The organism is Mediterraneibacter sp. ICN-202921, from assembly GCF_037890075.1.
Classification (GTDB): Bacteria; Bacillota; Clostridia; order Lachnospirales; family Lachnospiraceae; genus Mediterraneibacter; species Mediterraneibacter massiliensis.
Genome location: NZ_JBBKBE010000005.1, coordinates 1 through 22,840, shown reverse-complemented (window position 1 = coordinate 22,840; position 22,840 = coordinate 1). Strand labels below are relative to the sequence as shown.

Below are 22,840 nucleotides of genomic sequence, written 5' to 3'. Positions count from 1 at the left end.
AACAAAAGGAGTCCTTATCATGAAACAACTGGTCATTGCTGAAAAACCATCTGTGGCACGGGATATTGCCCGTGTCCTTAACTGTAAAAAGAAAACCGATACCTTTCTGGAAGGAGAAAAATATATCGTCACCTGGGCGCTCGGACATCTCGTCACTTTGGCAGATCCGGAAGAATATGGCACGCAATATAAAACATGGGATATAGATACTTTACCTATACTGCCAAAAGACTGGAAACTGACCGTCATAAAACAGACATCCCGGCAATATCGCGCTGTAAAAGAACAGTTGTATCGAAAAGACGTAAACAGTATCATCATTGCCACAGATGCCGGCCGTGAAGGGGAACTGGTCGCCCGCTGGATCTTGGAAAAATCCGGCACCAAAAAGCCTGTACAGCGGCTCTGGATTTCTTCTGTCACTGATAAAGCGATCCGGGATGGATTTGCACACTTAAAACCGGGAAAAGTTTACGAACCGCTTTATAAAGCTGCCGTGGCAAGAGCACAGTCCGACTGGATCGTAGGCATCAATGCGACTCGAGCCCTGACCTGTAAATATAACGCACAGCTTTCCTGCGGACGTGTACAGACACCAACGCTTGCCATGATCGCTGCACGTGAAGAGGAGATTAAAAACTTCACTCCCCAGCCATACTATGGCATGAAGGCTATAGCAAACGGCATTACCTTTACTTGGATAAACAGCCATACAAACACGAACCGTACGCCCAATAAGGAGCATATACAAAAGCTTTGTCAGCATGCGGCAGATAGATTGACTGTCACAGATGTTCATAAAAAGGCAAAAAAGTCTTTTTCCCCCGCACTTTATGACCTAACCGCACTACAACAGGAAGCAAATGCCAAATTTGGTTTTTCTGCAAAGGAAACGCTCAATATCATGCAGAGACTTTACGAAAATCACAAGGTATTGACGTATCCAAGGACAGATTCCCGTTATCTGACAAGCGACATGACAGATACGCTGAAAGAACGTCTTCAGGCATGTGCCGTAGGACCTTATAGACGACTGGCGGGCAAGCTTTCCTTTCAGAAGATAAAACCAAATAAATCTTTTGTAGACAACAGCAAAGTCTCCGACCACCATGCGATCATTCCAACTGAACAGTTTGTACAGTTAGAACATATGACAAATGAAGAAAGAAAAATCTACGATTTAGTCGTACGGCGTTTTCTCGCCGTTTTATCTCCTGCCTGTGAGTATGAAGAAACTTCTCTCCAAGGCTGTGTCTCCATACAAGGCTCTAAGGATCCAGCTGTCTTTACCGCCAAGGGACAGCGACTCCTGACTGCCGGCTGGCGGGAAGCATACGATGCAGACATACCGGGAATAGAAGAGGACAGTGAAGACGCTCTTTCTTCTATCCAGACATTTCCTGCCGTCCAGAAGGGAGAATCGATTCTCATTTCTTCTCTTGCCATAACGGAGGGGAAAACAAAACCGCCCGCCTATTTCACAGAGGGCACTCTCATCTCCGCTATGGAAAATCCAACCAAATACATGGCACGAAAGGATAAAACTCTTGTACGCACACTTGGAGAAACAGGAGGCCTCGGAACCGTGGCTACACGGGCAGATATCATTGAGAAATTATTGAGCAGCTTTCTTATGGAAAAGAAGGGACATGAACTGCATATTACCTCCAAAGGAAAACAATTGCTTGCCCTTGTGCCGGAGGATCTAAAAAGCCCGGAACTTACCGCTCAATGGGAACTGCGTCTGCAGTCCATCGCAAAAGGCAAAGAATCGGACCGACATTTCATGCACGAGATCGAGGGATATACGCAGACTCTTATACAGGATATCCGGACAGCTTCCGGTACCTTCAGGCATGACAACCTGACACGGACCAAGTGTCCAAAATGTGGGAAATATATGCTGCTGGTCAATGGAAAACATGGACGCATGCTCGTCTGTCAGGACAGAACATGCGGACACCGCGAGACAATCTCCCGACTGACCAACGCCCGCTGCCCCATGTGTCACAAAAAAATGGAGCTGGTCGGCAAAGCGGATGGACAGCGTTTTGTTTGCTCCTGCGGATATAAAGAAAAACTAAGTTCCTTCCAGGACCGGAAGAAAAAGGAAGGAAAAAGCGCTACAAAAAAAGATGTAAACGCCTATTTAAAAAAACAAAAAAAAGAGGCTGAAGCCCCTATCAACAACGCCTTTGCAGATGCGCTTTCCAAACTGAAATTATAAACTTAACTGACGAACTGCCTTTTAGAGAAAGAGTGAAATCTATTATAGAAGATACGCAAAGAACCACCGTCTCTTCCAAGCACAAGTTTCACTCCACTATCAGAAGGCAGATTCCTCAATGAAATTTCAAAAAAAGACGACTTCACGCTGCTGCCGACTTTCAAACAGAAGTGTTTTTGCCTTTCGGCGAAAATACGCAGCAGCGTGAAGTCGATTTTTTACGTTTTGAATATAAACTTAAGTGCGGAAGAACGTAAACGCGATAACTGTATGTTTACTCCTAATGGAAATAATGATCTCCTATCTGGATCCCCCAGTTTCCATTGCCAAAAGACATGCAGTCTCCGATCGGATTGCTGCCTGCCAGTGCATCTGCTGCCGCCTGCATGGCGGTATCTGTATATCCTCCGCTTGAAAGCACCGAATCCAACCATCCTGTCATAGCCGGTCCAAACTGTCCAGGCTGATAAATGACTTCTGCTATTGTATTGGGATACGCTCCGCTTCTCACACGGTTCATGACGACTGCGCCTACAGCCACTTGCCCCTCATAGGGCTGATTGCCTGCCTCACAGTATATCAATGCTGCCAGAAGGCTCTGCTCATCCCAGGATACCTTTACACCCTCCTGACTCCAGGACGCAGAATCCTCCGCTTCCTGTGCCTGTATCGCTGCCTGCGCCGCCTCCTGTTGTCTGGCCTCTTCCGCTGCCTGCGCCGCCTCCTGGGCAAGCCGTTCTTCCTCCGCTTTCTTCTGTGCTTCTTCCTGCTCCTTTTTTTCTTCCTCTTTTTTCTTTATGGTATAAGATGTTTTCGCTTTTTCCGCCATTCCCTTTGCATCTTTTATAGCGGCACTCGGTATTTCTTTTAAAATCCTCTCCAGAGTCCACTCCCCGTTCCTCTGGTTCAAGATCATAGCAGATACAGCAGCCTCTTCTGGCTGCGCCGCTATACTGTCAACCCCCGGAACCGCCGCTGTGCATATAGTGACAGCCGACAGCATAGCAATAAATTTTTTATATTGTTTCATACTCCTACCTCCGATTTATTGCAATATCTTTTCATATATATTACAGATATTACAAAAATGTTACAGACGTTATTCTAATATAAAAAATCTATTCTGTCAACTTTTTTATTTCTACACAGTTCGACTCATTTAACGCTTTCTCTATTTTATTTACTTAAATTTTACATGTTTCCGCCTTAGAGCTCCCAACTTCCTGCAAAATCCCGAATCCGGTTGCCTATGTATTTAATTCTGCCTGTTAAAAATCTATTTTAATGCATCTTAAATATAGGACTGATTTTTTTATAGATCAAAAATACGATCACAGACACCAATATGCCCTTCAATAAATTAAACGGTGCCACAGCCAGCATGACAAAAGTCGTAAGATTAGTAATATGGCTGTTGACCGCTGTTCCCATATCCACCAGCGCTTCCAAAGGCATCCCGAAGGCCGCTGAATATACTGGAAGAAGCACAAACGCATTAATCACACATCCGATCACAGTCATCAAAATAGTCCCTGTTCCCATTCCGATCAATGCACTTTTTCTGGTGCGGTTTTTCTTATAGATCAGTCCTGCCGGCACACAGAAAGAACACCCGATGATAAAATTGGCCAGTTCACCAACTCCTGCCGTAGTCGTTCCTTTCAATACTAAGGCAAGTAAGATTTTTACGAGTTCGACTGCTGCCCCCGCCATAGGCCCCATTGTAAAACACCCGATTAAGACCGGAACCTCACTGAAGTCTATTTCATAAAAAGCCGGCGCAAAGGGAAGAGGGATCTCGAAAAACATCAAAATCAATGCCAAGGCTGCCAACATCCCTACTTGAACCACCATCTTCACACCTGTTTTGTGCATTTGTTTTTCCGCTACATTTGTCTCTGAACTCATTTCATTTCTCTCCTTTTCTTTTTATGTTTTCGGATTGTTTGATCCGATAGAAAAGAAAACATCTTCCTGGCAATTCTGTCATTTTCTCAGTCACATATTCTCAAACATCTGTCCGGAGCTTTTATGCAGGCATATCTTAATAAAAAAAGCCTCGAATCATTGTTCGAGGTCCCGTTGCTATTTCTATGACACAATTTCTTCTCTCATCCAGACTTTACTGTCGGTATCGGAATTCACAGCTTCTCACCATGTCACCGATTCAGCTGCCTACATAAGGCAGGTCGCGGACTTTACCGCCGGTTGGGACTTACACCCGACCCCGAAGAATTTTCTTATTTATGTATTTAGTATACTCTTTTTGTATCTATAAATCAAGATTTTTGGGCTTTTTCCAGCGGCTATAAACCAATTGCAAAATATCTTTATTGGAAATGATCCATTACATTTATGAAACTGACCGCTGAAGAACAATGGGCAAAACTTCAAGCAGTCAAGAAAATTGCTGATAAAGCATGAAAAGAAGCTTGATAGACACAGCCACCCGCCTATGGGTGGCTGCTTCGGCTATAAATCTTTGTTATCTATAGAATATCAATATGCTCTCCTGCCAAGGCTTTGTTCATACTGCGAACTGCACAGAACTTTCCGCACATGGAACAAGTATCATCATGTTCGGGGCTTCTGTCATCCCGTATAGCCTTCGCTGTCTCTGGGTCAAAGGCACATGCCCACTGCGCTTCCCAATCCAGCGCTTTTCTTGCGTCTGCCATCCGGTCATCCATTTCTCTGGCTCCTCTTACTCCTTTTGCTATATCTGCAGCATGCGCAGCGATCTTAGAAGCAATGATTCCCTGCTTTACATCCTCTACATTTGGTAAAGCCAAATGTTCCGCCGGCGTTACATAACACAAAAAGGCAGCTCCTGCCGCTGCGGCAACTGCGCCTCCGATCGCCGCGGTAATATGGTCATATCCTGGCGCAATATCTGTCACCAATGGTCCTAACACATAAAAAGGTGCGCCTTGGCATACAGACTGCTGTACTTTCATATTGGCCGCGATCTGATCCAGCGGCATATGTCCCGGTCCTTCTACCATCACCTGCACATCCTTCGCCCAGGCACGTTTTGTCAGTTCACCCAGCCGGATCAGTTCTTCCATCTGGCATACATCTGTCGCATCCGCAAGGCAGCCGGGACGACATGCGTCTCCCAAAGAAATCGTGACATCATATTCCCGGCAAATATCCAGAATTTCATCATAATATTCATAAAAAGGATTTTCCTCTCCTGTCATGCACATCCATGCAAAAACAAGCGATCCCCCTCTGGATACAATATTCATCTTTCTTTTGTGATTTCGTATCTGCTCAATCGTCTTTCTTGTTATTCCACAGTGCAGTGTCACAAAATCCACGCCGTCCTCTGCATGAAGCCTGATCACATCAATAAAATCTTTTGCCGATAATGTATCTAGATCTCTCTGATAGTGGATCACTGAATCATATACCGGTACAGTCCCGATCATTGCCGGACACTCTGCCGTCAGCTTTCTCCGGAAAGGGATCGTATCCCCATGGGAAGAAAGATCCATGATAGAATGTGCTCCCATATTAACAGCTTCCATCACTTTTTTCATCTCTATATCATAGTCTTTACAGTCTCGTGAAACTCCTAAATTTACATTTATTTTTGTACGGAGCATAGAACCGACTCCCTCCGGGTCTATGCAAGTATGATTTTTATTTGCGCATATCACCACTTTTCCTTCTGCTACGAGCGGCAATAACTCGTCTGTTGTCATCCTTTCCTTTTGCGCTACTTTTTTTAATTCTTCTGTTATGATTCCCTTTCTTGCTGCCTCCATCTGTGTCGAGAAGTTTCTCATCGTATTCTTCCACCTTTCTTTTTCTTGCTCCTTCATCAGACAATACTATTGCAGCAAAAAACTGCCGCAACGTATACATATACTTTGCGGCAGTCCGGTCATCTTAATCCTCTGTCCATGATCGTATATCCCTACGTTGGCATTATCCAAATCAGGTTATGGGTTAAAGCATCTCAGCTTACTCTCAGCCCGCTTTAAACGCGAGCACCCCTTTTTATAAAAGTATTATAATATACTGCAATTGCATTTGCAATTACTAACTTAGCGGGAACTCTTCATATTTTTTTATAGATTTGTTCATAATCCATTCAAAAGTCCATCACACTTTTTACACAATTATTTTATATACTATAATTGTTCTAAAGATAGAACACTTTTTCATAAACTTTTTCCCCCTTTGAGTCACAGCAATATGTGGCTCTTTCCTTTTATAAAAATACATAAGCCTAACAGCGCATGCAGCAGGAAATGCTTATCTGCCGCGCCGGCAGGCTTATTTTGTTTTCTTATATCAGAAACAAAGCCAGACGATCAAATCCAGTGAAAAGATCGGGGAAAAATATATAAGACACATTTGCGCTGCTTTGTCGATTAACTTCCTATTTACAGCATATGTGCTCTTAGTTCTTCTCCACTCTTTATACTTAAATACGCCGGCGCGACATCAAATACTGTCTTGCAGCCTGTCTGTCCTTCTTCTGCCAGTCTGTACGCTGCTCTTGCATATGCAACGATCACAGAGGAAGTAAACTCTGGATTGGAATCCAATTTCAAACTATACTCGATCAGATGAGCATTTTCTTCATTCCAGCCTGTCTTTCCACTGCGGAGCACAAATCCGCCATGTGGAATTCCACTGTGCTCTTTCTTTAACTCTTCTTCACTGATAAAGTGCACTGTTGTATCATAATCAGCGAAATAGTTCGGCATATTTTTGATCTCTTCTTCCACTTTCTTCGCATCCGCGCCTTCTTCCAATACTACATAGCACTCTCTTGTATGTTTCTGGCGTGTTGTCAATTCTGGATTCTCTCCATCTCTAACTGCCTTTAAAGCTTCCTCAACAGGAACTGTATACTGTTTTGCGTCTTTTACGCCTTCCACACGACGGATCGCGTCAGAATGTCCCTGGCTGACTCCTTTGCCCCAGAATGTATAATCGTTCCCCTGCGGCAGGATCGCGTTTGCGTACATTCTGTTCAGAGAGAACATCCCCGGATCCCAGCCTACGGAGATGAGTCCTACTTTTCCTCCTTCTTTTGCAGCCGCATCTACATTTGCAAAATGCTCCGGGATACGTGCATGTGTATCAAAGCTGTCCACCACATTAAATAATTTTGCATAGACCGGCGTCTGCTCCGGCAGATCTGTAGCGCTGCCTCCGCACAAAATCATAACATCTATTTTATCTTTCCAGTTTTCCGCCTCTGCTAAAGCACATACTGCCGCACTTTCTGTTAAAATCTTTACATCCTCTGGATTTCTGCGGGTAAATACAGCAGCCAGTTCCATATCCGGATTCTGCTTGATCGCACATTCTACGCCGCGCCCTAGATTTCCATATCCTAAAATCCCAATTCTTATACTCATAACGAACATTTCTCCTTTCTTATACAATTCGGTTTTTATTATACGAGTACCTTTTGGATTTTTCAAGAATTTTCATATCATCACACACATTTTTTGTATACAGACCAACAGAAAAACCAAACAAAAAGAGCCCTTTACGGACTCTCTACCGCAGCAGTCTGCCGCGCATTTTATTCCATATATGTCCCTGTACATACTCATATGCCCTGTCATAGACCCATAGACCGGCCTGGCCTGCCGCAATAACGATGAGGAGCATAGAACCCGGAATGGCTTTTGAAAACAACAGTTCCTGAAAAACCAGTACCATAGGGATATACATAACATTAAAGATCACATATTTCATCATCCAGAATAAAATATGGCGTTTCTCTATGTTAGGATGCTTTTCCAGCACATGCCAGATACATTCCACTGCCAAAATATAAAACCCCATAGCCGCAAATGAAAGCACATAAATTTTATTTGGCGCGACCAAAACTCCCAGCAAAACATCTGCCAGATAAAAGGCGGCCCCTATCTTCAAACCATATTCGCGGATCACAATACCTACAAAATAAGAGGCTGCCGCTAAAAGGAACAATGTATTTGTCTCAATCACACTGCCAAGAGACATGCATACGACCGACACTGCAAGCAGCAGGCCGCCGAATGCCATAGATTTTGCTTTTACATGCATGAACAAAGATCTCCTCCCATACATTCACACAAACTGTCTGCACACCATAGGTCACAGCACATATTTCCTGTGCCGCAGGAAGATCCTCCTGTTCCATATCCGCCGCCATATGGATTGCTTTGGTATCTGCGGCTGCTAAAATCGAGTTGATTTAGGAACTGACGGTACTGCAGATTATTCGGTTCCATGTTGACGGCCTGTGCCGCATGCTCTCTTGCCACAAGATTATTCCCAATCCCTGCGTTGGCACATCCGCTGACATAATACCACATTGCCGAACGGTTCTGGATCTGATCAAGCACATTCAAAGCTTCCCGGTAATGACGGCTGTTCACATAATTTATGGCTGCCTGCATCTGCGGATCTTGCTGCGCCTGATTATATCCGCCGCCGTAGCCGTAGGAATATCCCCCTGTGCTTCCGGTGGAGCGTTCTTTCATGATCGTATCATACGCTTCCTGTACTTCTTTGAATTTCTCCTCCGCCAGATCTGCCAGCGGATTATTTACATTCGCATCCGGATGGTATTTTCTTGTCAGATCACGGTATGCCTTTTTTATCTCATCATCCGATGCATTGGGTGACACGCCCAGTACATCATATGGATTTTTCGTCATTTTTCTTTTCCTTTCCTTCTCTTTTCTTCAACTGTATCTTATGATAGCGATTCCAGACTCCATCATACAATATATTTCTCAAAATGTCCACATCTACGATACATGGCAGCTTTTCAAATTCCACACTGCACTCTGCGATCATCATACAGAGGATCTCCCTGCATTTTTCTTCATAATCTTCCTGCGTGCAAAGTTTCTTAAGCGGATTATAGCATTTCTTTTTCAGATCCTCTTCCAGATCCTCATACGCATCCATGATGTATATAAACTTTCCCAGGAAAAAGCCCATTCTGCGCAAACTCTTTTCCCACATATCCTCCTGCCAGACAAACAATTCCTCCATCAAACGCCCAAAGCATCCTGCCGTCCGGTCAAGATCTGTACTATTTTCTTTTTCGCAGGCGGCAAGTTCTTTCAGGGAGGTTTCGATTGCCTGGCTCTGACGCGGATACTTTGCAATGATCCGTTTCGCCTTACGCTTCAGCGCCCCCTTTGCCAGAAATGCGCTTACTTTCTTTTCATCCCGCCAGTCATCTTCTAGATGATACCATGCAAGCAAAACATTCATATCTGCCGCATATTCCGTGATCTCGTTTTGCAGCATCTGCTGTTTTTTTATCGGATGCACCTTACATCTATGCACTTCTGTACAAGTCTGGCTCTCATATAAAGACGTCAGCAAAATGATCGCAAATGTCATATCGTACGTCAGTGTCATCTGTCCGGATATACCGTATTTTTCTTTCAGGATATGGCAAAGTCCGCAGTAATATGCTTTATATTTGCGCAAATCTTTAACTTTTAATTCTGGTTCACATATGGTCACATAACCAAACATATCTTTTCTCCATATCTCTATTATCCTATTTATATATGGTTTTTAGTATAACACAGCTCATTTTTAACCCATATAAAATTTTTGTAAATCTTTTCTGATTGGGCAATTGTTAACTATTTTTATTATAAGGTTGACATTATATCATTTTTCTTTTATACTTTATGTATGCTGCAAATATAGGAATATGGAATACACAAAAGGAGTCTATTATTATGGAAACAACACGCACCACTACTCATAGTCTTACTCGTATCGCACTGATGACAGCCGTCCTCTGCATTATCAGCCCTTTTACCATCCCTCTGCCATTTAGTCCGGTCCCACTATCTCTCGCCACCTTTGGACTCTATCTGTCCTGCTATGTGCTTGGAATGAAAAACAGCGCCATAAGCTGTATCCTCTATATCCTGATCGGAATCGCAGGCATTCCTGTCTTTTCTTCTTTTGGAAGCGGGATTGGAAAGATTGCCGGACCCACCGGCGGCTATCTGATCGGGTATCTTTTTCTCGTAGTCATCGGCGGCTTTTTTGTTGAACATTTTTCAGATACACTCTCTTTGCAAATAGGAGGACTACTTGCAGGCACCGCTGTCTGCTATCTGTTCGGGACTGTATGGCTTGCCGTACAATTACATGTGAATTTTACAGCAGCTCTTATGATCGGCGTTGTTCCCTATTTGATCGGAGATGCCCTCAAAATCGCTGCTGCCGTTTTTATCGGACGGAAACTTAAGTCTGCACTTCAGTTCCTCTAAAACAGAGGAACTATTTTTCTGTCTTTTCCTATATTCCTCGCATAGTAAGCTGGATTCTCTTTTTCTTCAAATCTACACTCATCACTTTTACGTCTACAACATCTCCCACACTGACAGCTTCCAACGGATGTTTTATATATCGGTCTGTGATCTGCGAAATATGTACCAGCCCATCCTGGTGTACACCGATATCTACAAACGCACCGAAATCAATGACATTACGGACAGTGCCTTTTAATACCATTCCTTCTTTTAAGTCTTCCATCTCCAGCACATCCGTACGCAGGATCGGTTTCGGCATCTCTTCACGCGGATCACGGGCAGGTTTTTCCAATTCTTTTACAATATCTCTCAGCGTGATCTCTCCGATTCCTAATTCTTCGGCAAGGCGCGCATAATCTCTGATCGTAAGTGACAGCCCGGTTAAATTTCTGCCTGTGATATCTTCCGGTTTGAAACCTTGCTTTTTTAAGAGTTTTTCTGCTGCCCCGTAAGATTCGGGATGCACCCCTGTCGCATCCAACGGATTTTTTCCTCCCTGGATGCGCATAAAGCCTGCGCACTGCTCAAATGCCTTTGGCCCTAATTTTGCTACCTTCAGCAATTCCTTACGACTCTCGAATTTTCCGTTTTCTTCTCTGTACGCCACGATATTTTTCGCAATCGTACCAGTGATCCCAGATATATAAGATAATAACGGAGCAGAAGCCGTATTTAGATCCACGCCTACTTTATTTACACAATCCTCTACAACTCCTGTCAAAGATTCCCCCAGTTTTTTCTGGTTCATATCATGCTGATACTGACCTACCCCAATAGATTTCGGATCGATCTTTACTAATTCCGCCAGCGGATCCTGCAGTCTCCTTGCAATCGAGGCAGCACTCCTTTGTCCTACGTCAAATTTAGGGAACTCCTCACTTGCCAGTTTACTTGCAGAATATACCGATGCTCCCGCCTCATTTACAATCACATACTGTACTTTCTCCGGAATTTCCTTCAGAAGTTCTGTGATAAACTGTTCTGATTCCCGGGAAGCCGTTCCATTTCCCAGGGAAATCAACGTAATATGATATTTAGGGATGATTTTTTTGAGCAGCTCCTTAGACGCCTTGATCTTCTGTGGTGTCGTCGGAGCCGTCGGATAGATCACCGTCGTCCCCAGCACCTTTCCTGTAGCGTCTACCACCGCCAGTTTACAACCGGTACGAAATGCCGGATCCCAGCCAAGCACAACTTGTCCGGCAATAGGAGGCTGCATCAAAAGCTGATGGAGATTCTTTCCAAATACTTCGATGGCTCCATCCTCTGCTTTTTCTGTCAATTCATTGCGGATCTCTCTTTCGATCGCCGGCGCGATCAGACGCTTATAGCTATCCTCCACTGCTTCTTTTAACAAAGGCATTGTATATGGATTCTCTGTATGGATAACCTGTTTTTCCAGGAAGCGCAATATTTCTTCTTCCGGCGCCTCGATCTTCACCGTTAAGATCTTCTCCTTTTCTCCACGGTTTACCGCTAAGATCCTGTGACCTGCCAATTTCATGACAGATTCCTCAAAGTTATAATACATCTCATATACGGATTCTATTTCTGCATTCTTCGCCGTGGAGAGCAGTTTTCCCTTTTTCATCGTGATCCGCCGGATCCAGCTTCGATGATCGGCATCATCTGAAATCGCTTCCGCAATAATATCTTTTGCCCCGTCGATTGCTTCTTTCGTATCTGCGACGCCTTTTTCCTCCGAAATATACGCTTTCGCCACATCTTCTACAGACTCTTTCGTTTTTTGCAAAGTAATAACTGCTGCAAGCGGTTCCAGACCTTTCTCTTTCGCGATCGTCGCTCTTGTCCTTCTCTTTGGGCGGTACGGGCGATACAGATCTTCTACGACGACCAGCGTCTCCGCCGCGAGGATCTGACTTTTTAGATCTTCTGTCAGCTTTCCTTGTTCCTCTATACTAGACAATACCTGTTCTTTCTTTTCTTCCAGATTTCTAAGATAGACAAGCCTTTCATACAATTTACGAAGCTGCTCGTCATTTAGGGAACCCGTCGCTTCCTTACGGTATCTGGAGATAAACGGGATCGTGTTTCCTTCATCTATCAATTTGACCGCCGCGTCTACCTGTTCGCGCCGGACTGCTAATTCTTCTGTCAGTTTTTGGTTAATGTCCATTTTTCTTGTACCTCACATTTTCTCTTATGCCGTGCAAATCAGCTTGCCGCGGCTTTCCTCATTATACACGAAAAAACCTTGTTTTTACAAGAAAATCGCAAAAGAAACTCAAAATCAAAAAAGCATTTTCCCTTGACATCCCCTGCTTCCAGCCTTATGATTGTCCCATGAACCGTACATTGATTTATCCAATAAAAGAAAATGAAAATGCTCTTCATATCGAACAATTTTTGAGAAGACAGGGATATTCTCGACAAAATCTGACAGATTTAAAGAAGATGCCGGAAAGTATACTGGTAAACGGACACTGGAGCCGCTTAAACCAGCGTGTGTATACAGGTGATACACTGGTCGTGAGAATACAGGAAACCACTTCTTCGGATAAAATTCCGCCCGTGTGTCTCCCTCTTACTATTCTTTATGAAGATGAAGATATCGTAGTTGTCAATAAACCGGCAGGAATGCCTGTACATCCTTCTTTAAACAACTACACAAACTCTCTTGCCAACGCTCTCGCCTGGTATTATCAAGAGCAGCATAAACCCTTTATCTTTCGCTGTACAAACCGTCTGGACCGAGACACGTCCGGCATAACAGTGATCGCAAAACATATGCTTAGTTCTAATCTTCTTTCTTCTATGACGAGGCGCCATACAATAATAAGAGAATATCTTGCCGTCGTAAAAGGAAAAGTAGAGCCTTCTCAGGGAAGTATATGCGCACCCATCGCCAGAAAAGGGACATCCCTGGTGGAACGTACCGTGGACTTTGAACATGGAGAACATGCTGTTACGCATTACAAAACTTTGGCAGCGACACAGCTAAGGGAGGACAATACCCACAGCCTCGTATGGCTGAAGCTTGAGACAGGCCGCACACACCAGATACGTGTACATATGAAGTACCTCGGCTTTCCACTGATCGGAGATTACTTGTACAACCCTGATATGGAATATATAAAACGCCAGGCACTTCATTCCTGGCGTCTCTCCTTTCCCCATCCCATCACAGGGAAAAACATGTGCTTTACCGCACCGCTGCCAAAAGATATGGCAGCTTTATTTCCTGATTTTTAAAAACTTCACTCCTCTGCTTGCCTATACGCTCAGTTTTTTGTCTGCAAGAAGCCCAGACAGTAAGAAGAGGACAATACATACGATGACGTAATACAGATAATCCCATGCCTGGATCTCAAATGCTGACACATGGAGCATATCACTTATAAGCGAATACCCCTTTTCTACGATCCAGTTGAACAGGAAAAACAGGAGCACTGAAAATAAACCTGCAAAACGGGAATTTAAGAAAAGTGTCCTGGATATGATGATCGCAAGAAATCCGACCATAATAATTTCCGTCCATGCGATAAACAACAGAACTATCATCATAAAGAACCATTTCCAGTCGACTCCTACAGAAAAGACCGCATCCACAAAACGCTTCACGGCATCCAGCACCATCTGCAGACCGCCGATCTTTACCATGCCTGCGGTAAAACAGATACAGCCTGCGGCTATAAATGCCGCAAATACAAATAGCATCTGTAAGATTGCCGAGATAAATTTACCACCCAGTATCTCCCACACTGACTTTGGGATCATCCAGAGCATATGACTCTGTTTTGTCCTAAGATCTCTGTTAAATACGAGCAAACTTTCAATGCCTGTATAAAAAATCACCAGAAATGCCCCCAGAAACAAAATTCCAATGCTTACAACCATCGTGGTATCTCTGTTAAAAATCAGCCCTGCCAAAAAGGTAAGTAAACATACCGCCAGTCCAAACAGTATGATGAGCCGGGCCGTACGCTGTTTTCTCCATTCATATTTTATAATTTTTCCCATCGTTCTCTCCCCCTTACATAATCTCCATATAAATATCCGCGATCGATCTGCCATTTTGCATACGTTCTTTTTCTGTCTCCGTCTGCAAGAGCAGCTGTCCATTTTTCACAAAAATCGCCTCGTCGATAAAACTTTCTATCTCGTTGATCAGATGTGTCGAGATCACGAAACAATTCTTGCTGTCTGCTTCATCCAAGATCATAGACACGATCTCTTCTCTTGCCTTAAAGTCGATTCCATTGAGTGGTTCATCCAATAAGTACAAAGAAGCCTTTCTGGAAAGCGTCACTACGACCTTTAATTTTGCTGTCATCCCTGTGGACAGTGCTTTTACCTTCATAGATTCTTCCAGACCTACTTTTCCTATCATCTGCCGGAACTTCTCTGTATCAAAATCCATAAAGAAATCTGCATAATATCTTCCCACATCCTTTACCGTCATATAATCATAGAAAAATGGTTCTGTAGACATATAAGCAATCTCATTTTTATATTTATATGTCCAGGGAGCACCCTTATAGCAGATTTCCCCTGATGTAGGCTTTGTAAGCCCTGCTACCATTTTCATCCAGGTCGTCTTTCCGCTCCCGTTTTCTCCAAGCAGGCCATATATTTTTCCTTCTGAAAGCTTTATATTAAAATCACTCACCGCTTTCTTATTTGCAAAGGATTTATTTAATCCTGTACACTGTAAAATCATTGTTCTTCCTCCTTATAATCCGCGATCTGAAATATGATATCATCCTTCTGATACCCTAGGTCCTGCATTTCTCTCATAAAATTCTTCAAAAGTTCCTCTGCCATTTCTTTCTTGATCATCCCAAACATTTTCTCTTCCTCCACGACAAATGTTCCTATCCCTCTCCTTGTAAAACAATAGCCTGCTGTCTCCATTTCCCTGTAGATCCTCGCCGCTGTGTTCTGATTGATCTTATAGATCACAGCAAGTTCCCGGTTAGAAGGCATCTTATCTCCCGGTTTTAACTGACCCTGGACCATCTTTTTTTTCAAATCATGTATCACCTGCAAATAGATCGGCATTTCTGTATTATAATCCATATGTCCCTCCTTTGTACTATCACATCTTTTCTCTTCGTACTGCGCATATACTCTTCGTCCAGATGTTCTAGTGATATAGTTAGATAGTACACTAGTAATTTGTGTTTGTCAACCCATTTTTTCGAATTTACGGCATTCGCGGTCAGCTTAAATATACGTACTATCCTATAGCACTATAGCTTACAGAAACAAGATATCCAACTAGATACAAAAACAGCGCAGCAGCCAATTGGCTGCTGCGCTTAAGAACTCTGCCCTTTAGGGGCATTTTATATTTTTCCGCTTGGGGTTTTTATTTTATGCTTTTTCCCAAAGTTCCTCTGCTTTTTCCTTCCAAGCTTTCGCATACTCCTGGCATTTCCCACATAAATGCTCTGCCGTCTCAGGGGATTCCAGATCCGTAGACCTAGCTTTCGTCCTTTTTACCATCTCGACAAGTTTTTCCGGATTCTCCAGCATAGGGCACGGACGAAGATGATTCTTGTTAAAGGGCTGTTCTTCTCTATAGGCCATAAATAGCGGCTGTCTAAGAGCTTCCAGCAAAGTCACCTGCTTGATGTTAGCGCTTGAATAATGAATAAATACACATGGTTCCACATCTCCGTTTGCATTGATATGGCAATAATTCCTTCCGCCTGCAATACAGCCTCCGACATATTCTCCGTCATTTTGAAAATCAAATGCGAATATCTCTTTCCCCCCTGTCATGCCACGGATCTCACGCACTCTGTGATACATGTACTCTCTCTGTTCTTTTGTCGGCAACAAGTCTACTGCCGCCGCATTTCCTACCGGCATATAATGAAAATACCAGGCATACCGACACCCCTTTTCTATGATCATATCCAGAAATTCATCCGATGTAACTGTCTCTATATTTGCTCGTGTATAGCAGATCGACGTGCCAAAGATCTGTCCATGCTGTCTCAGCAGATCCATTGCCTCCATCACACGGTCAAATACGCCCTTTCCTCTTCTTCCGTCATTAACCTCTGCATATCCTTCCAGGCTTAGAGAAAGTGTCAGATTTCCCACTCTTTCCATTTCCTGACAAAATGCTTCATCTACCAGCGTACCATTTGTAAAGGCATGAAACTCACAGTCGTTATGCTTCTCACATAGGCGCAGTAGATCTCTTTTGCGTACAAGCGGTTCGCCCCCCGTAAGCATATACAGATAAATCCCCAATTCTTTTCCCTGTGTTATGATCGTATCCATCTCTTCAAAACTTAAATTCAAAAGATGCCCGTACTCTGCCGCCCAGCATCCGGTACATCGTAGATTACACGCACTGGTAGGATCCATTAAGATCAGCCAGGGGATATTGCACTGATATTTTTCTCGGGACAAATGCATCACCTTCGTTCCATACAACATAGCTTCAAATCCAAGATTCAAAGCCGTTGTCTTGAGTACATGTGGACTCACCTCATCAAAGAGCCGGTTTAAGTACTGCATCCATTTACTTTCTGGATCCTCTATCAGTTCACGGGCTTTTTCGTAGGATGCTGCTTTAAATCGATCCCCTGCAAAATTTTCCGTCAGATCTACTAGTTTCAGAAGCGCCTTTTGTCTGCTTTCTTCGTTGTTCATGTATTTTAGTACACCGTCTGCTGCCGCTGAAAACGCAGCACGTTCTGTCTGATGCTTCAAATTTTTCATAACTCTTATCCTTTCCATTGCATTTATATTGTACATAAGCAAACTATTTCTTCGTTCTGTCTGCTGCCTATATTATAGGCTCTTAGCATCTCTTTCGTAATATGCAACTTCCCATATCCGTACTTTTATACAGACATTCCTGCACATTTGCTCCCTTTTTGGAACATTTCAGTCCTTTTGTATACTTCTGATAAACTTTTGTTCTATTTTATGCTATACTTATCCAATACATTTACGAATGATTACAAAGGAGATCGATCTTACTCATGGAAAAGAAAAAAGAAATGACAAAAGACCTGCTGACAAATTCTTTTAAGACTCTGATTCTAAAATACCCATTTGAAAAAATTACTGTCCGTATGATCACGGACGGTGCCGGTGTCATCCGTCCTACCTTTTACAAATATTTTCAGGACAAATATGAAATTCCCGAATATATCCTGGAAAAAAATATAAAAGAAAAAATCCAGGTACTCATTGACAACAACATGGAAAAAAATATTTTTCAACTTCTGTGCAGTTGTCTTTTAAAGGACTTTGAATTATACAAACGTCTGTATCTGATCGAGGGGTCCAACTCTTTTGAAATTCTTATGTTTCAGTATATCCATACTTTACTTCTAGAGCTGTTGGAGAAATATCCCCTAAGATCCCCCGATCATCTGAAGCCTTTTACAAAAGACACCCTAGCCAGATTCTATACAGCCGGGATCACTGCTTCACTTAAGTATCATATTCTGCATGGCACTTGCCTGCACCCGGAAGAATTCATGGAAGCCTATGACTACCTGATCCATCATTCCTTCCTTGATCTTGTAGATTACGAGCCGGGAAGCTGACCACCGTACTCTTATTTTAAAATACTGCGCACAAGTCTTTCTTTCCACTTTTTATACGGCGGATATCCCACAGACAGCTGTATTCCCGCCGGCTTCCGATAAACGCTCCGTTCGTGGGTAAAGGAAGAAAAGCTGTATTTCCCATGATACTTTCCTATGCCGGAATTGCCCACTCCGCCGAATGGTAGATAGGGCCCCACCAGGTGGCTGATTGTATCGTTTACTGCCGCTCCACCCGATCTTGTGTGTTGTAGGATCCAGTCTGCCACTTTGCTGTTTCTTGTAAAAATATACAGCGCCAGAGGAGTTTCTCTTTTCTGCACAAAATGCACTGCCTCTTTCAGCGTCTTGTAGGACAAAACCGGAAGTATCGGACCGAACAACTCCTCCTGCATACATGCCGCCTGTTCATTCTCCCCCAGATCCTGAAGATCCAGGATCACCGGACCTATATACCGCTCTTGTCTGTCTCTTCCACAGAAAAAGACCTGATATGCCTCATCTTGTTTTAAGATTCTGCTTAGCCTGTCAAAATGATTTTCATTAACAATTCTTCCAAACTCTGTATTGCTCTGTACATTTGTCCCATATAATTTTACAACTGCCGTCTTAAGTTCCTCTAACAGTTCTTCCTTGACAGATTCATCTGCCAGCACATAATCCGGTGCCACACAAGTCTGTCCGGCATTGAGAAGCTTTCCCCACATAATCCTGTATGCCGCCTGCTTTATATTCGCGCTTTTCTCGACGATTACGGGGCTCTTCCCTCCCAATTCCAAAGTCACAGGTGTCAAATGCTCTGCCGCTGCCTGCATAACAAGTTTCCCGACTCTTACGCTGCCCGTAAAAAACAGATAATCAAACCTGTGTGCCAGCAATGCCTGATTCGCCTCTATCCCTCCGCAGACACAGCAGATGTACCTTTCCTCAAATGTCTTTTCTACCATTTCCTTTACGGCTGCCGCAGTATGTGGTGCCAGTTCTGATGGCTTGAGCACAGCGCAGTTACCGGCGGCTACAGCGCCGATAAGCGGTTCTATCAGTAACTGAAAAGGATAATTATAAGGACCCATGATCAAAACCTGTCCATAAGGTTCTTTTCGCACTCTGCTTTTTCCTGGAAATAAATGTACAGGCGTGTGTACTTTTTCTTCCCTGGTCCAATAAGACAGATGTTTCAGCGTATACCGTATATCGGAAAGGACCAGACCAATCTCCGTTTCATAAGCTTCTGCCCTGTGTTTGCCCAGATCCAGAAAAAGTGCTCTTTCGATTGTTTTTCTTTCCATCTGAATGGCCTGGTAAAGTTTTTGCAGGTTCTTTGCACGAAAGTGGACATCCAGCGTTTTCCCTGTCTGAAAAAACTGTTTCTGCCTGCACATGATCTTTTCTATCTGTGCACGGTCTATCTGCGTATACTTCTCTTTTTCCGTCCCCATGTACCCATTTCTCCTTTCCTATTCATCGGGCAGATAATAAATCTGTATCTTTCCCGTGATCTCATTGACTCCTATCTGCGACCGTACACCAAATACTTCCCCTATATATTTCTCTGTGATGATCTCCTCCGGAGACCCTGCCGCCACGATCTTTCCCTTGTCCATCAATATGATTTTGTCACAATACATGGCAGCAATATTCAGATCATGGATCGAAGACAGCACTGTAATATCTTGTTTCTTTAATGTCTGCATGATCAAATACTGATAGCGGATGTCCAGATGATTTGTCGGTTCATCCAGAACGATCAGCCTGCTTTGCTGTACCAACGCTCTTGCCAGCAATACTCTTTGCTTCTCTCCGCCCGAAAGGCTTAAATACATTCTGTGTGCATACCCATCCATTCCGACATCCCAAAGAGCACTCCTGCAAAGATCTATATCTTCTTTCTTTGCTCTTTCTAAAAATCTCCGGTGCGCATATCTGCCATACATCACCATATCCAACACTTCTACATCAAATTCCACTGTGTTTTCCTGCGCCACTACTGATACTTCCCGGGCCATCTCTTTAGGCGGCAGCGTCATCACATCTCTTCCGCTGATAAACACTGCATTTCTTGTCGGTTTATAAGTTTTATATATATTCTTGAGCAATGTAGTTTTTCCGCATCCATTTGGTCCGATCAGTCCGACAAAACCGCCTTCCTCTACACAAAGGGAAACGGCATCCAACACCTGCGTCCCCTCTATCGTATAGTCCAGATCTGTTACCTTTAACTGCATATCTGCCCCCATATCTTTCTGCATATTCTCCCCTCCTATCCTGCTCGATTTTTCTTGATCAGATACAAGAAAAACGGCGCTCCGATAAAGGCCGATATGATGCCGATCGGCAGTTCTTCCGGGGCTATGACGATCCTGGATATGACATCCGCCAGCATTGTAAACAGTCCGCCTGTCAAGATCACTGCCGGGAGCAGCCTCTTATGTTTCGAACCGACTATTGATCTTACAATATGCGGCACCACCAGACCGATAAAACCGATCACTCCGCTTACAGAGACTACGACACCGGTCAGCGCTGTCGCTGCCAATATGATGATGCGCTTGATCCTTCCTGTATTGACTCCCAGGCTTTCTGCCACATCATCTCCCAGGAGCAGCACATCCAATTCATTTACAAACAGCAAGATCAGAACAATGATAAAAGCAAACGCGACCGCCACATATTTTACTTTTCCCCAATCTGCCCCGCTTAAAGAACCAACCATCCAGTACTGTGCGGTCTTTGTCTTATCTGAGCCACTGTTGCATCCATAAATGATAAAATTTGTGACAGCAGTGAACAAAGCCGCTGTCGCAATCCCCGCCAACACAAGCCGGCTGGAGGTGATCCTGCCTCGATAAGCAGCCATGTTCAAAGACAAAAGGATAGAAGCCGCCGCTCCCAATACTGCCCCTGCGATCGTAGAATATCCGCCTAAAAAAGCAAACCAGCCAAGAACGATCGCCGCTACCGCACCGGCGGAGGCACCGGAAGAAATCCCCAATACATACGGATCGGCTAACGCATTTTTCGTCAATGCCTGCATGAGCACGCCGCAGACGGACAGTCCCGCGCCTACGATGCAGGACAAAAGCACTCTGGGAAAACGGATATTCCAGATGATCGTTTCCAGATTTTCTTCCCATGTGGGTATAAACAACTCTGTTCCCGCTATTTTATTTATCAGGATCTCTAAAATGTCTGCCGGATCCATTTCCACGGCTCCTATGGATATGGACAAAAACGCGGCAACCAGCAAAAGGGCGCAGACTGACGCCATAAATGCCAGATACTGCCCCCTGTTTCGAATCATTTTTTGTCTCTTCATTCGTATTTCTCCGGATATAACTGCTTCGCAATGTCTTCTACAAGTCTCGCAGAACCGGCGGAACCTTGCATATCAGAGCAGCACGCGGAAATGATCCTGCCCTCTTTCACTGCCCGCAGATCTTTCGTTGCATCATTCGTCCGCAAAAATTCTGCTTTTTTCTCTACTTCCTCTCCGCCTTCATAATCCAAGATCAATATCACATCCGGATCGCGCTCCACGACTTCTTCCCAGGATGGCGTCGCCCATCCCGCCTCTATATCGTCAAAAATCGAAATGCCGCCGGCCAGTTTCAAAATATCCCCCGGCATCCCCTGGCATGCGGTAAATGGAGCTTCTTCCCCTGAATCATAGGCAAACACAGTAATGGGATCTTCATATACCTCGCTGCCCAAGGTGTCTTCCACATCCTGCAGCGTATCTTTCATCTCCTGTACCTTTTCTTCCGCCGTATCCTCTGCCTTGAAGATCTTTCCCAGTGTCTCATAATCTTTATATAAATCTTCGAAAGTAGCGCTGTCTGAACACACATAAGGGAAATACATAGCGATTCCATTTTCTTCACAGAATTTCGGACTGAAGTTCTTATCTGAAAACACAGAATCCCACCCCACCAGAAAGTCACATCCTGTTGCGATCATTTCTTCTTTCGATAAAGTTGTGATCCCTTTTCCGGCTTCTACAAGCTGCGGGATCTCCTCTCTTGCCGGATATTCCGAAACCAGACTCCAGCAAGAACCTTTCGTGTATCCGGCCATCTGTTCTTCCAAGCCAAGATCAAAGAAAAAATCTGCCATCTGATCTCCGGATGCCACGATATGATCCGGCATTTCTGTAAAGGTATACTCCACATTCTCCCCCAGTCCGGAACGTTCCAAATTCAAAGTAACCGTCACAGGTGTATAATCGCTTTGTGTCTTCTTTGCCTCTTTTGCTCCTTCTGCCTCTTTATTTTTCCCACATCCTGTAACAAGGACACAGAGGAGGCCTGCGCATAATGCTGCGCTTACAATTCTTCTCTTCATCGTCATTTCCTCTCTTTTCTCGATTTCATTTACGGGAATATCTGTCTTTTTTACAGGTGTGTTATATGATTTTCATTTTTCTCGTCCCCTTCCTCCTTCCCCTTACCGGAAATTTGCAAGATAACTTTAGCAAGTCTTAGGGCTTGGCATCTTCCTCGATTCCGCCTTCTCACGCTTCACTTCGCGCAATGGCCTGATTGAAATCTTGTCCGCCTTACCTCAGGTGTAAGCTGCCAGTGAATTCCACACTGTTCCTTATTAAGTCAGATGACACTAAAGTCTTTGTAATTTATATATTACAAGTGGATTCATTATATACTAAATCGCTCCCCGGCGCAAGCAGAGGGATTTCTCTCCTCCTCTACATTTTTCCTGCATAGTATGCTAAAATAAATCTGATATACGCCACCTTGACG

The 22,840-nt window shown here is 43.9% G+C and carries 20 protein-coding genes and 3 riboswitches; of the genes, 4 read left to right on the top strand and 16 right to left on the bottom strand.

All coding sequences use genetic code 11. The features are described from left to right. The first annotated feature begins 19 nt into the window (after nt 1-19). Nucleotides 20-2,227 (top strand): DNA topoisomerase III, encoded by a 2,208-nt coding sequence (locus WKT01_RS05860; protein ID WP_340311612.1) that lies wholly within the window; start codon nt 20-22, stop codon nt 2,225-2,227. Between the two features lie 280 nt (nt 2,228-2,507). Here the strand turns inward: WKT01_RS05860 and WKT01_RS05855 are convergent, their stop codons facing one another. The 7 genes from WKT01_RS05855 to WKT01_RS05825 form a co-directional block, all read right to left on the bottom strand. Further along, nucleotides 2,508-3,257, bottom strand: coding sequence for a cell wall hydrolase (locus WKT01_RS05855; protein WP_340311611.1), 750 nt, complete (start codon nt 3,255-3,257; stop codon nt 2,508-2,510). A gap of 251 nt (nt 3,258-3,508) precedes the next feature. Next, nucleotides 3,509-4,135 (bottom strand): ECF transporter S component, encoded by a 627-nt coding sequence (locus tag WKT01_RS05850; RefSeq protein ID WP_059066531.1) that lies wholly within the window; start codon nt 4,133-4,135, stop codon nt 3,509-3,511. A gap of 191 nt (nt 4,136-4,326) precedes the next feature. Continuing rightward, nucleotides 4,327-4,466, bottom strand: a riboswitch (FMN riboswitch). Nucleotides 4,467-4,716: 250 nt separating this feature from the next. Beyond that, entirely contained in the window at nt 4,717-6,021 is a 1,305-nt protein-coding gene (gene thiC / locus WKT01_RS05845) for a phosphomethylpyrimidine synthase ThiC (protein WP_059066866.1), read from the bottom strand. Between the two features lie 111 nt (nt 6,022-6,132). After that, nucleotides 6,133-6,243: riboswitch (TPP riboswitch) on the bottom strand. A 381-nt stretch (nt 6,244-6,624) separates the two neighbouring features. After that, nucleotides 6,625-7,611 (bottom strand): diaminopimelate dehydrogenase, encoded by a 987-nt coding sequence (locus tag WKT01_RS05840; protein WP_340311610.1) that lies wholly within the window; start codon nt 7,609-7,611, stop codon nt 6,625-6,627. 145 nt (nt 7,612-7,756) lie between these two features. Further along, complete coding sequence (locus WKT01_RS05835) at nt 7,757-8,290, bottom strand: hypothetical protein (protein ID WP_340311609.1); 534 nt, start codon at nt 8,288-8,290, stop codon at nt 7,757-7,759. Then, nucleotides 8,281-8,907 (bottom strand): J domain-containing protein, encoded by a 627-nt coding sequence (locus tag WKT01_RS05830; RefSeq protein WP_340311608.1) that lies wholly within the window; start codon nt 8,905-8,907, stop codon nt 8,281-8,283. The genes WKT01_RS05835 and WKT01_RS05830 overlap by 10 nt, the downstream gene beginning before the upstream one ends. Beyond that, on the bottom strand, nt 8,888-9,745 hold the full coding sequence (locus tag WKT01_RS05825) for a DUF5685 family protein (RefSeq protein WP_340311607.1): 858 nt from the start codon (nt 9,743-9,745) through the stop codon (nt 8,888-8,890). Before WKT01_RS05825 ends, WKT01_RS05830 begins: the two co-directional genes overlap by 20 nt. A 212-nt stretch (nt 9,746-9,957) precedes the next feature. Between WKT01_RS05825 and WKT01_RS05820 the strand changes: the two genes are divergently transcribed. Continuing rightward, on the top strand, nt 9,958-10,500 hold the full coding sequence (locus WKT01_RS05820) for a biotin transporter BioY (protein ID WP_340311606.1): 543 nt from the start codon (nt 9,958-9,960) through the stop codon (nt 10,498-10,500). Between the two features lie 28 nt (nt 10,501-10,528). Here the strand turns inward: WKT01_RS05820 and WKT01_RS05815 are convergent, their stop codons facing one another. After that, nucleotides 10,529-12,679, bottom strand: a complete 2,151-nt coding sequence (locus tag WKT01_RS05815) for a Tex family protein (RefSeq protein WP_340311605.1) — start codon at nt 12,677-12,679, stop codon at nt 10,529-10,531. A gap of 167 nt (nt 12,680-12,846) precedes the next feature. Between WKT01_RS05815 and WKT01_RS05810 the strand changes: the two genes are divergently transcribed. Continuing rightward, nucleotides 12,847-13,755, top strand: a complete 909-nt coding sequence (locus WKT01_RS05810) for an RluA family pseudouridine synthase (RefSeq protein WP_340311604.1) — start codon at nt 12,847-12,849, stop codon at nt 13,753-13,755. Nucleotides 13,756-13,776: 21 nt separating this feature from the next. Here WKT01_RS05810 and WKT01_RS05805 read toward each other — a convergent pair whose 3' ends face one another. From WKT01_RS05805 to WKT01_RS05790, 4 genes are all read right to left on the bottom strand, one after another. After that, complete coding sequence (locus WKT01_RS05805; protein ID WP_059066522.1) at nt 13,777-14,523, bottom strand: hypothetical protein; 747 nt, start codon at nt 14,521-14,523, stop codon at nt 13,777-13,779. A 13-nt stretch (nt 14,524-14,536) separates the two neighbouring features. Beyond that, nucleotides 14,537-15,223: an ABC transporter ATP-binding protein gene (locus WKT01_RS05800; RefSeq protein WP_059066521.1), complete on the bottom strand. Its 687-nt coding sequence runs from the start codon at nt 15,221-15,223 to the stop codon at nt 14,537-14,539. Beyond that, nucleotides 15,220-15,582 (bottom strand): GntR family transcriptional regulator, encoded by a 363-nt coding sequence (locus WKT01_RS05795; RefSeq protein ID WP_059066520.1) that lies wholly within the window; start codon nt 15,580-15,582, stop codon nt 15,220-15,222. The genes WKT01_RS05800 and WKT01_RS05795 overlap by 4 nt, the downstream gene beginning before the upstream one ends. Before the next feature lie 297 nt (nt 15,583-15,879). Then, the gene (locus WKT01_RS05790; RefSeq protein WP_117975508.1) at nt 15,880-17,244 is read right to left on the bottom strand and encodes a radical SAM protein; all 1,365 of its coding nucleotides are present in this window, start codon (nt 17,242-17,244) and stop codon (nt 15,880-15,882) included. A gap of 266 nt (nt 17,245-17,510) precedes the next feature. Here WKT01_RS05790 and WKT01_RS05785 point away from each other — a divergent pair, with 266 nt between their 5' ends. Beyond that, nucleotides 17,511-18,083 (top strand): TetR/AcrR family transcriptional regulator C-terminal domain-containing protein, encoded by a 573-nt coding sequence (locus WKT01_RS05785; protein WP_117975497.1) that lies wholly within the window; start codon nt 17,511-17,513, stop codon nt 18,081-18,083. An 11-nt stretch (nt 18,084-18,094) separates the two neighbouring features. Here the strand turns inward: WKT01_RS05785 and WKT01_RS05780 are convergent, their stop codons facing one another. Genes WKT01_RS05780 through WKT01_RS05765 form a run of 4 tightly spaced genes read right to left on the bottom strand, consistent with a single transcriptional unit; the run spans nt 18,095 to nt 22,424 of the window. Continuing rightward, a complete protein-coding gene (locus tag WKT01_RS05780) occupies nt 18,095-19,522 on the bottom strand; it encodes an aldehyde dehydrogenase (RefSeq protein ID WP_340311603.1) in 1,428 nt (475 codons plus the stop codon). A gap of 18 nt (nt 19,523-19,540) precedes the next feature. Further along, nucleotides 19,541-20,332 carry an ABC transporter ATP-binding protein gene (locus WKT01_RS05775; protein ID WP_242866575.1) on the bottom strand — a complete coding sequence of 264 codons (792 nt, stop codon included), beginning with the start codon at nt 20,330-20,332 and terminating at the stop codon, nt 19,541-19,543. Between the two features lie 11 nt (nt 20,333-20,343). After that, nucleotides 20,344-21,399 (bottom strand): FecCD family ABC transporter permease, encoded by a 1,056-nt coding sequence (locus tag WKT01_RS05770; RefSeq protein ID WP_340311602.1) that lies wholly within the window; start codon nt 21,397-21,399, stop codon nt 20,344-20,346. Then, nucleotides 21,396-22,424 (bottom strand): ABC transporter substrate-binding protein, encoded by a 1,029-nt coding sequence (locus tag WKT01_RS05765; protein ID WP_340311601.1) that lies wholly within the window; start codon nt 22,422-22,424, stop codon nt 21,396-21,398. Before WKT01_RS05765 ends, WKT01_RS05770 begins: the two co-directional genes overlap by 4 nt. A 111-nt stretch (nt 22,425-22,535) precedes the next feature. Continuing rightward, nucleotides 22,536-22,717: riboswitch (cobalamin riboswitch) on the bottom strand. Nucleotides 22,718-22,840: the final 123 nt, after the last annotated feature.

Bases quoted from the DNA above. Each gene is read 5' to 3' on its own strand.
- WKT01_RS05860 (WP_340311612.1), top strand. From the start codon at position 20: ATGAAACAACTGGTCATTGCTGAAAAACCATCTGTGGCACGGGATATT.
- WKT01_RS05855 (WP_340311611.1), bottom strand. From the start codon at position 3,257: ATGAAACAATATAAAAAATTTATTGCTATGCTGTCGGCTGTCACTATA.
- WKT01_RS05850 (WP_059066531.1), bottom strand. From the start codon at position 4,135: ATGAGTTCAGAGACAAATGTAGCGGAAAAACAAATGCACAAAACAGGT.
- thiC (WP_059066866.1), bottom strand. From the start codon at position 6,021: ATGAGAAACTTCTCGACACAGATGGAGGCAGCAAGAAAGGGAATCATA.
- WKT01_RS05840 (WP_340311610.1), bottom strand. From the start codon at position 7,611: ATGAGTATAAGAATTGGGATTTTAGGATATGGAAATCTAGGGCGCGGC.
- WKT01_RS05835 (WP_340311609.1), bottom strand. From the start codon at position 8,290: ATGCATGTAAAAGCAAAATCTATGGCATTCGGCGGCCTGCTGCTTGCA.
- WKT01_RS05830 (WP_340311608.1), bottom strand. From the start codon at position 8,907: ATGACGAAAAATCCATATGATGTACTGGGCGTGTCACCCAATGCATCG.
- WKT01_RS05825 (WP_340311607.1), bottom strand. From the start codon at position 9,745: ATGTTTGGTTATGTGACCATATGTGAACCAGAATTAAAAGTTAAAGAT.
- WKT01_RS05820 (WP_340311606.1), top strand. From the start codon at position 9,958: ATGGAAACAACACGCACCACTACTCATAGTCTTACTCGTATCGCACTG.
- WKT01_RS05815 (WP_340311605.1), bottom strand. From the start codon at position 12,679: ATGGACATTAACCAAAAACTGACAGAAGAATTAGCAGTCCGGCGCGAA.
- WKT01_RS05810 (WP_340311604.1), top strand. From the start codon at position 12,847: ATGAACCGTACATTGATTTATCCAATAAAAGAAAATGAAAATGCTCTT.
- WKT01_RS05805 (WP_059066522.1), bottom strand. From the start codon at position 14,523: ATGGGAAAAATTATAAAATATGAATGGAGAAAACAGCGTACGGCCCGG.
- WKT01_RS05800 (WP_059066521.1), bottom strand. From the start codon at position 15,223: ATGATTTTACAGTGTACAGGATTAAATAAATCCTTTGCAAATAAGAAA.
- WKT01_RS05795 (WP_059066520.1), bottom strand. From the start codon at position 15,582: ATGGATTATAATACAGAAATGCCGATCTATTTGCAGGTGATACATGAT.
- WKT01_RS05790 (WP_117975508.1), bottom strand. From the start codon at position 17,244: ATGAAAAATTTGAAGCATCAGACAGAACGTGCTGCGTTTTCAGCGGCA.
- WKT01_RS05785 (WP_117975497.1), top strand. From the start codon at position 17,511: ATGGAAAAGAAAAAAGAAATGACAAAAGACCTGCTGACAAATTCTTTT.
- WKT01_RS05780 (WP_340311603.1), bottom strand. From the start codon at position 19,522: ATGGGGACGGAAAAAGAGAAGTATACGCAGATAGACCGTGCACAGATA.
- WKT01_RS05775 (WP_242866575.1), bottom strand. From the start codon at position 20,332: ATGCAGAAAGATATGGGGGCAGATATGCAGTTAAAGGTAACAGATCTG.
- WKT01_RS05770 (WP_340311602.1), bottom strand. From the start codon at position 21,399: ATGAAGAGACAAAAAATGATTCGAAACAGGGGGCAGTATCTGGCATTT.
- WKT01_RS05765 (WP_340311601.1), bottom strand. From the start codon at position 22,424: ATGAAGAGAAGAATTGTAAGCGCAGCATTATGCGCAGGCCTCCTCTGT.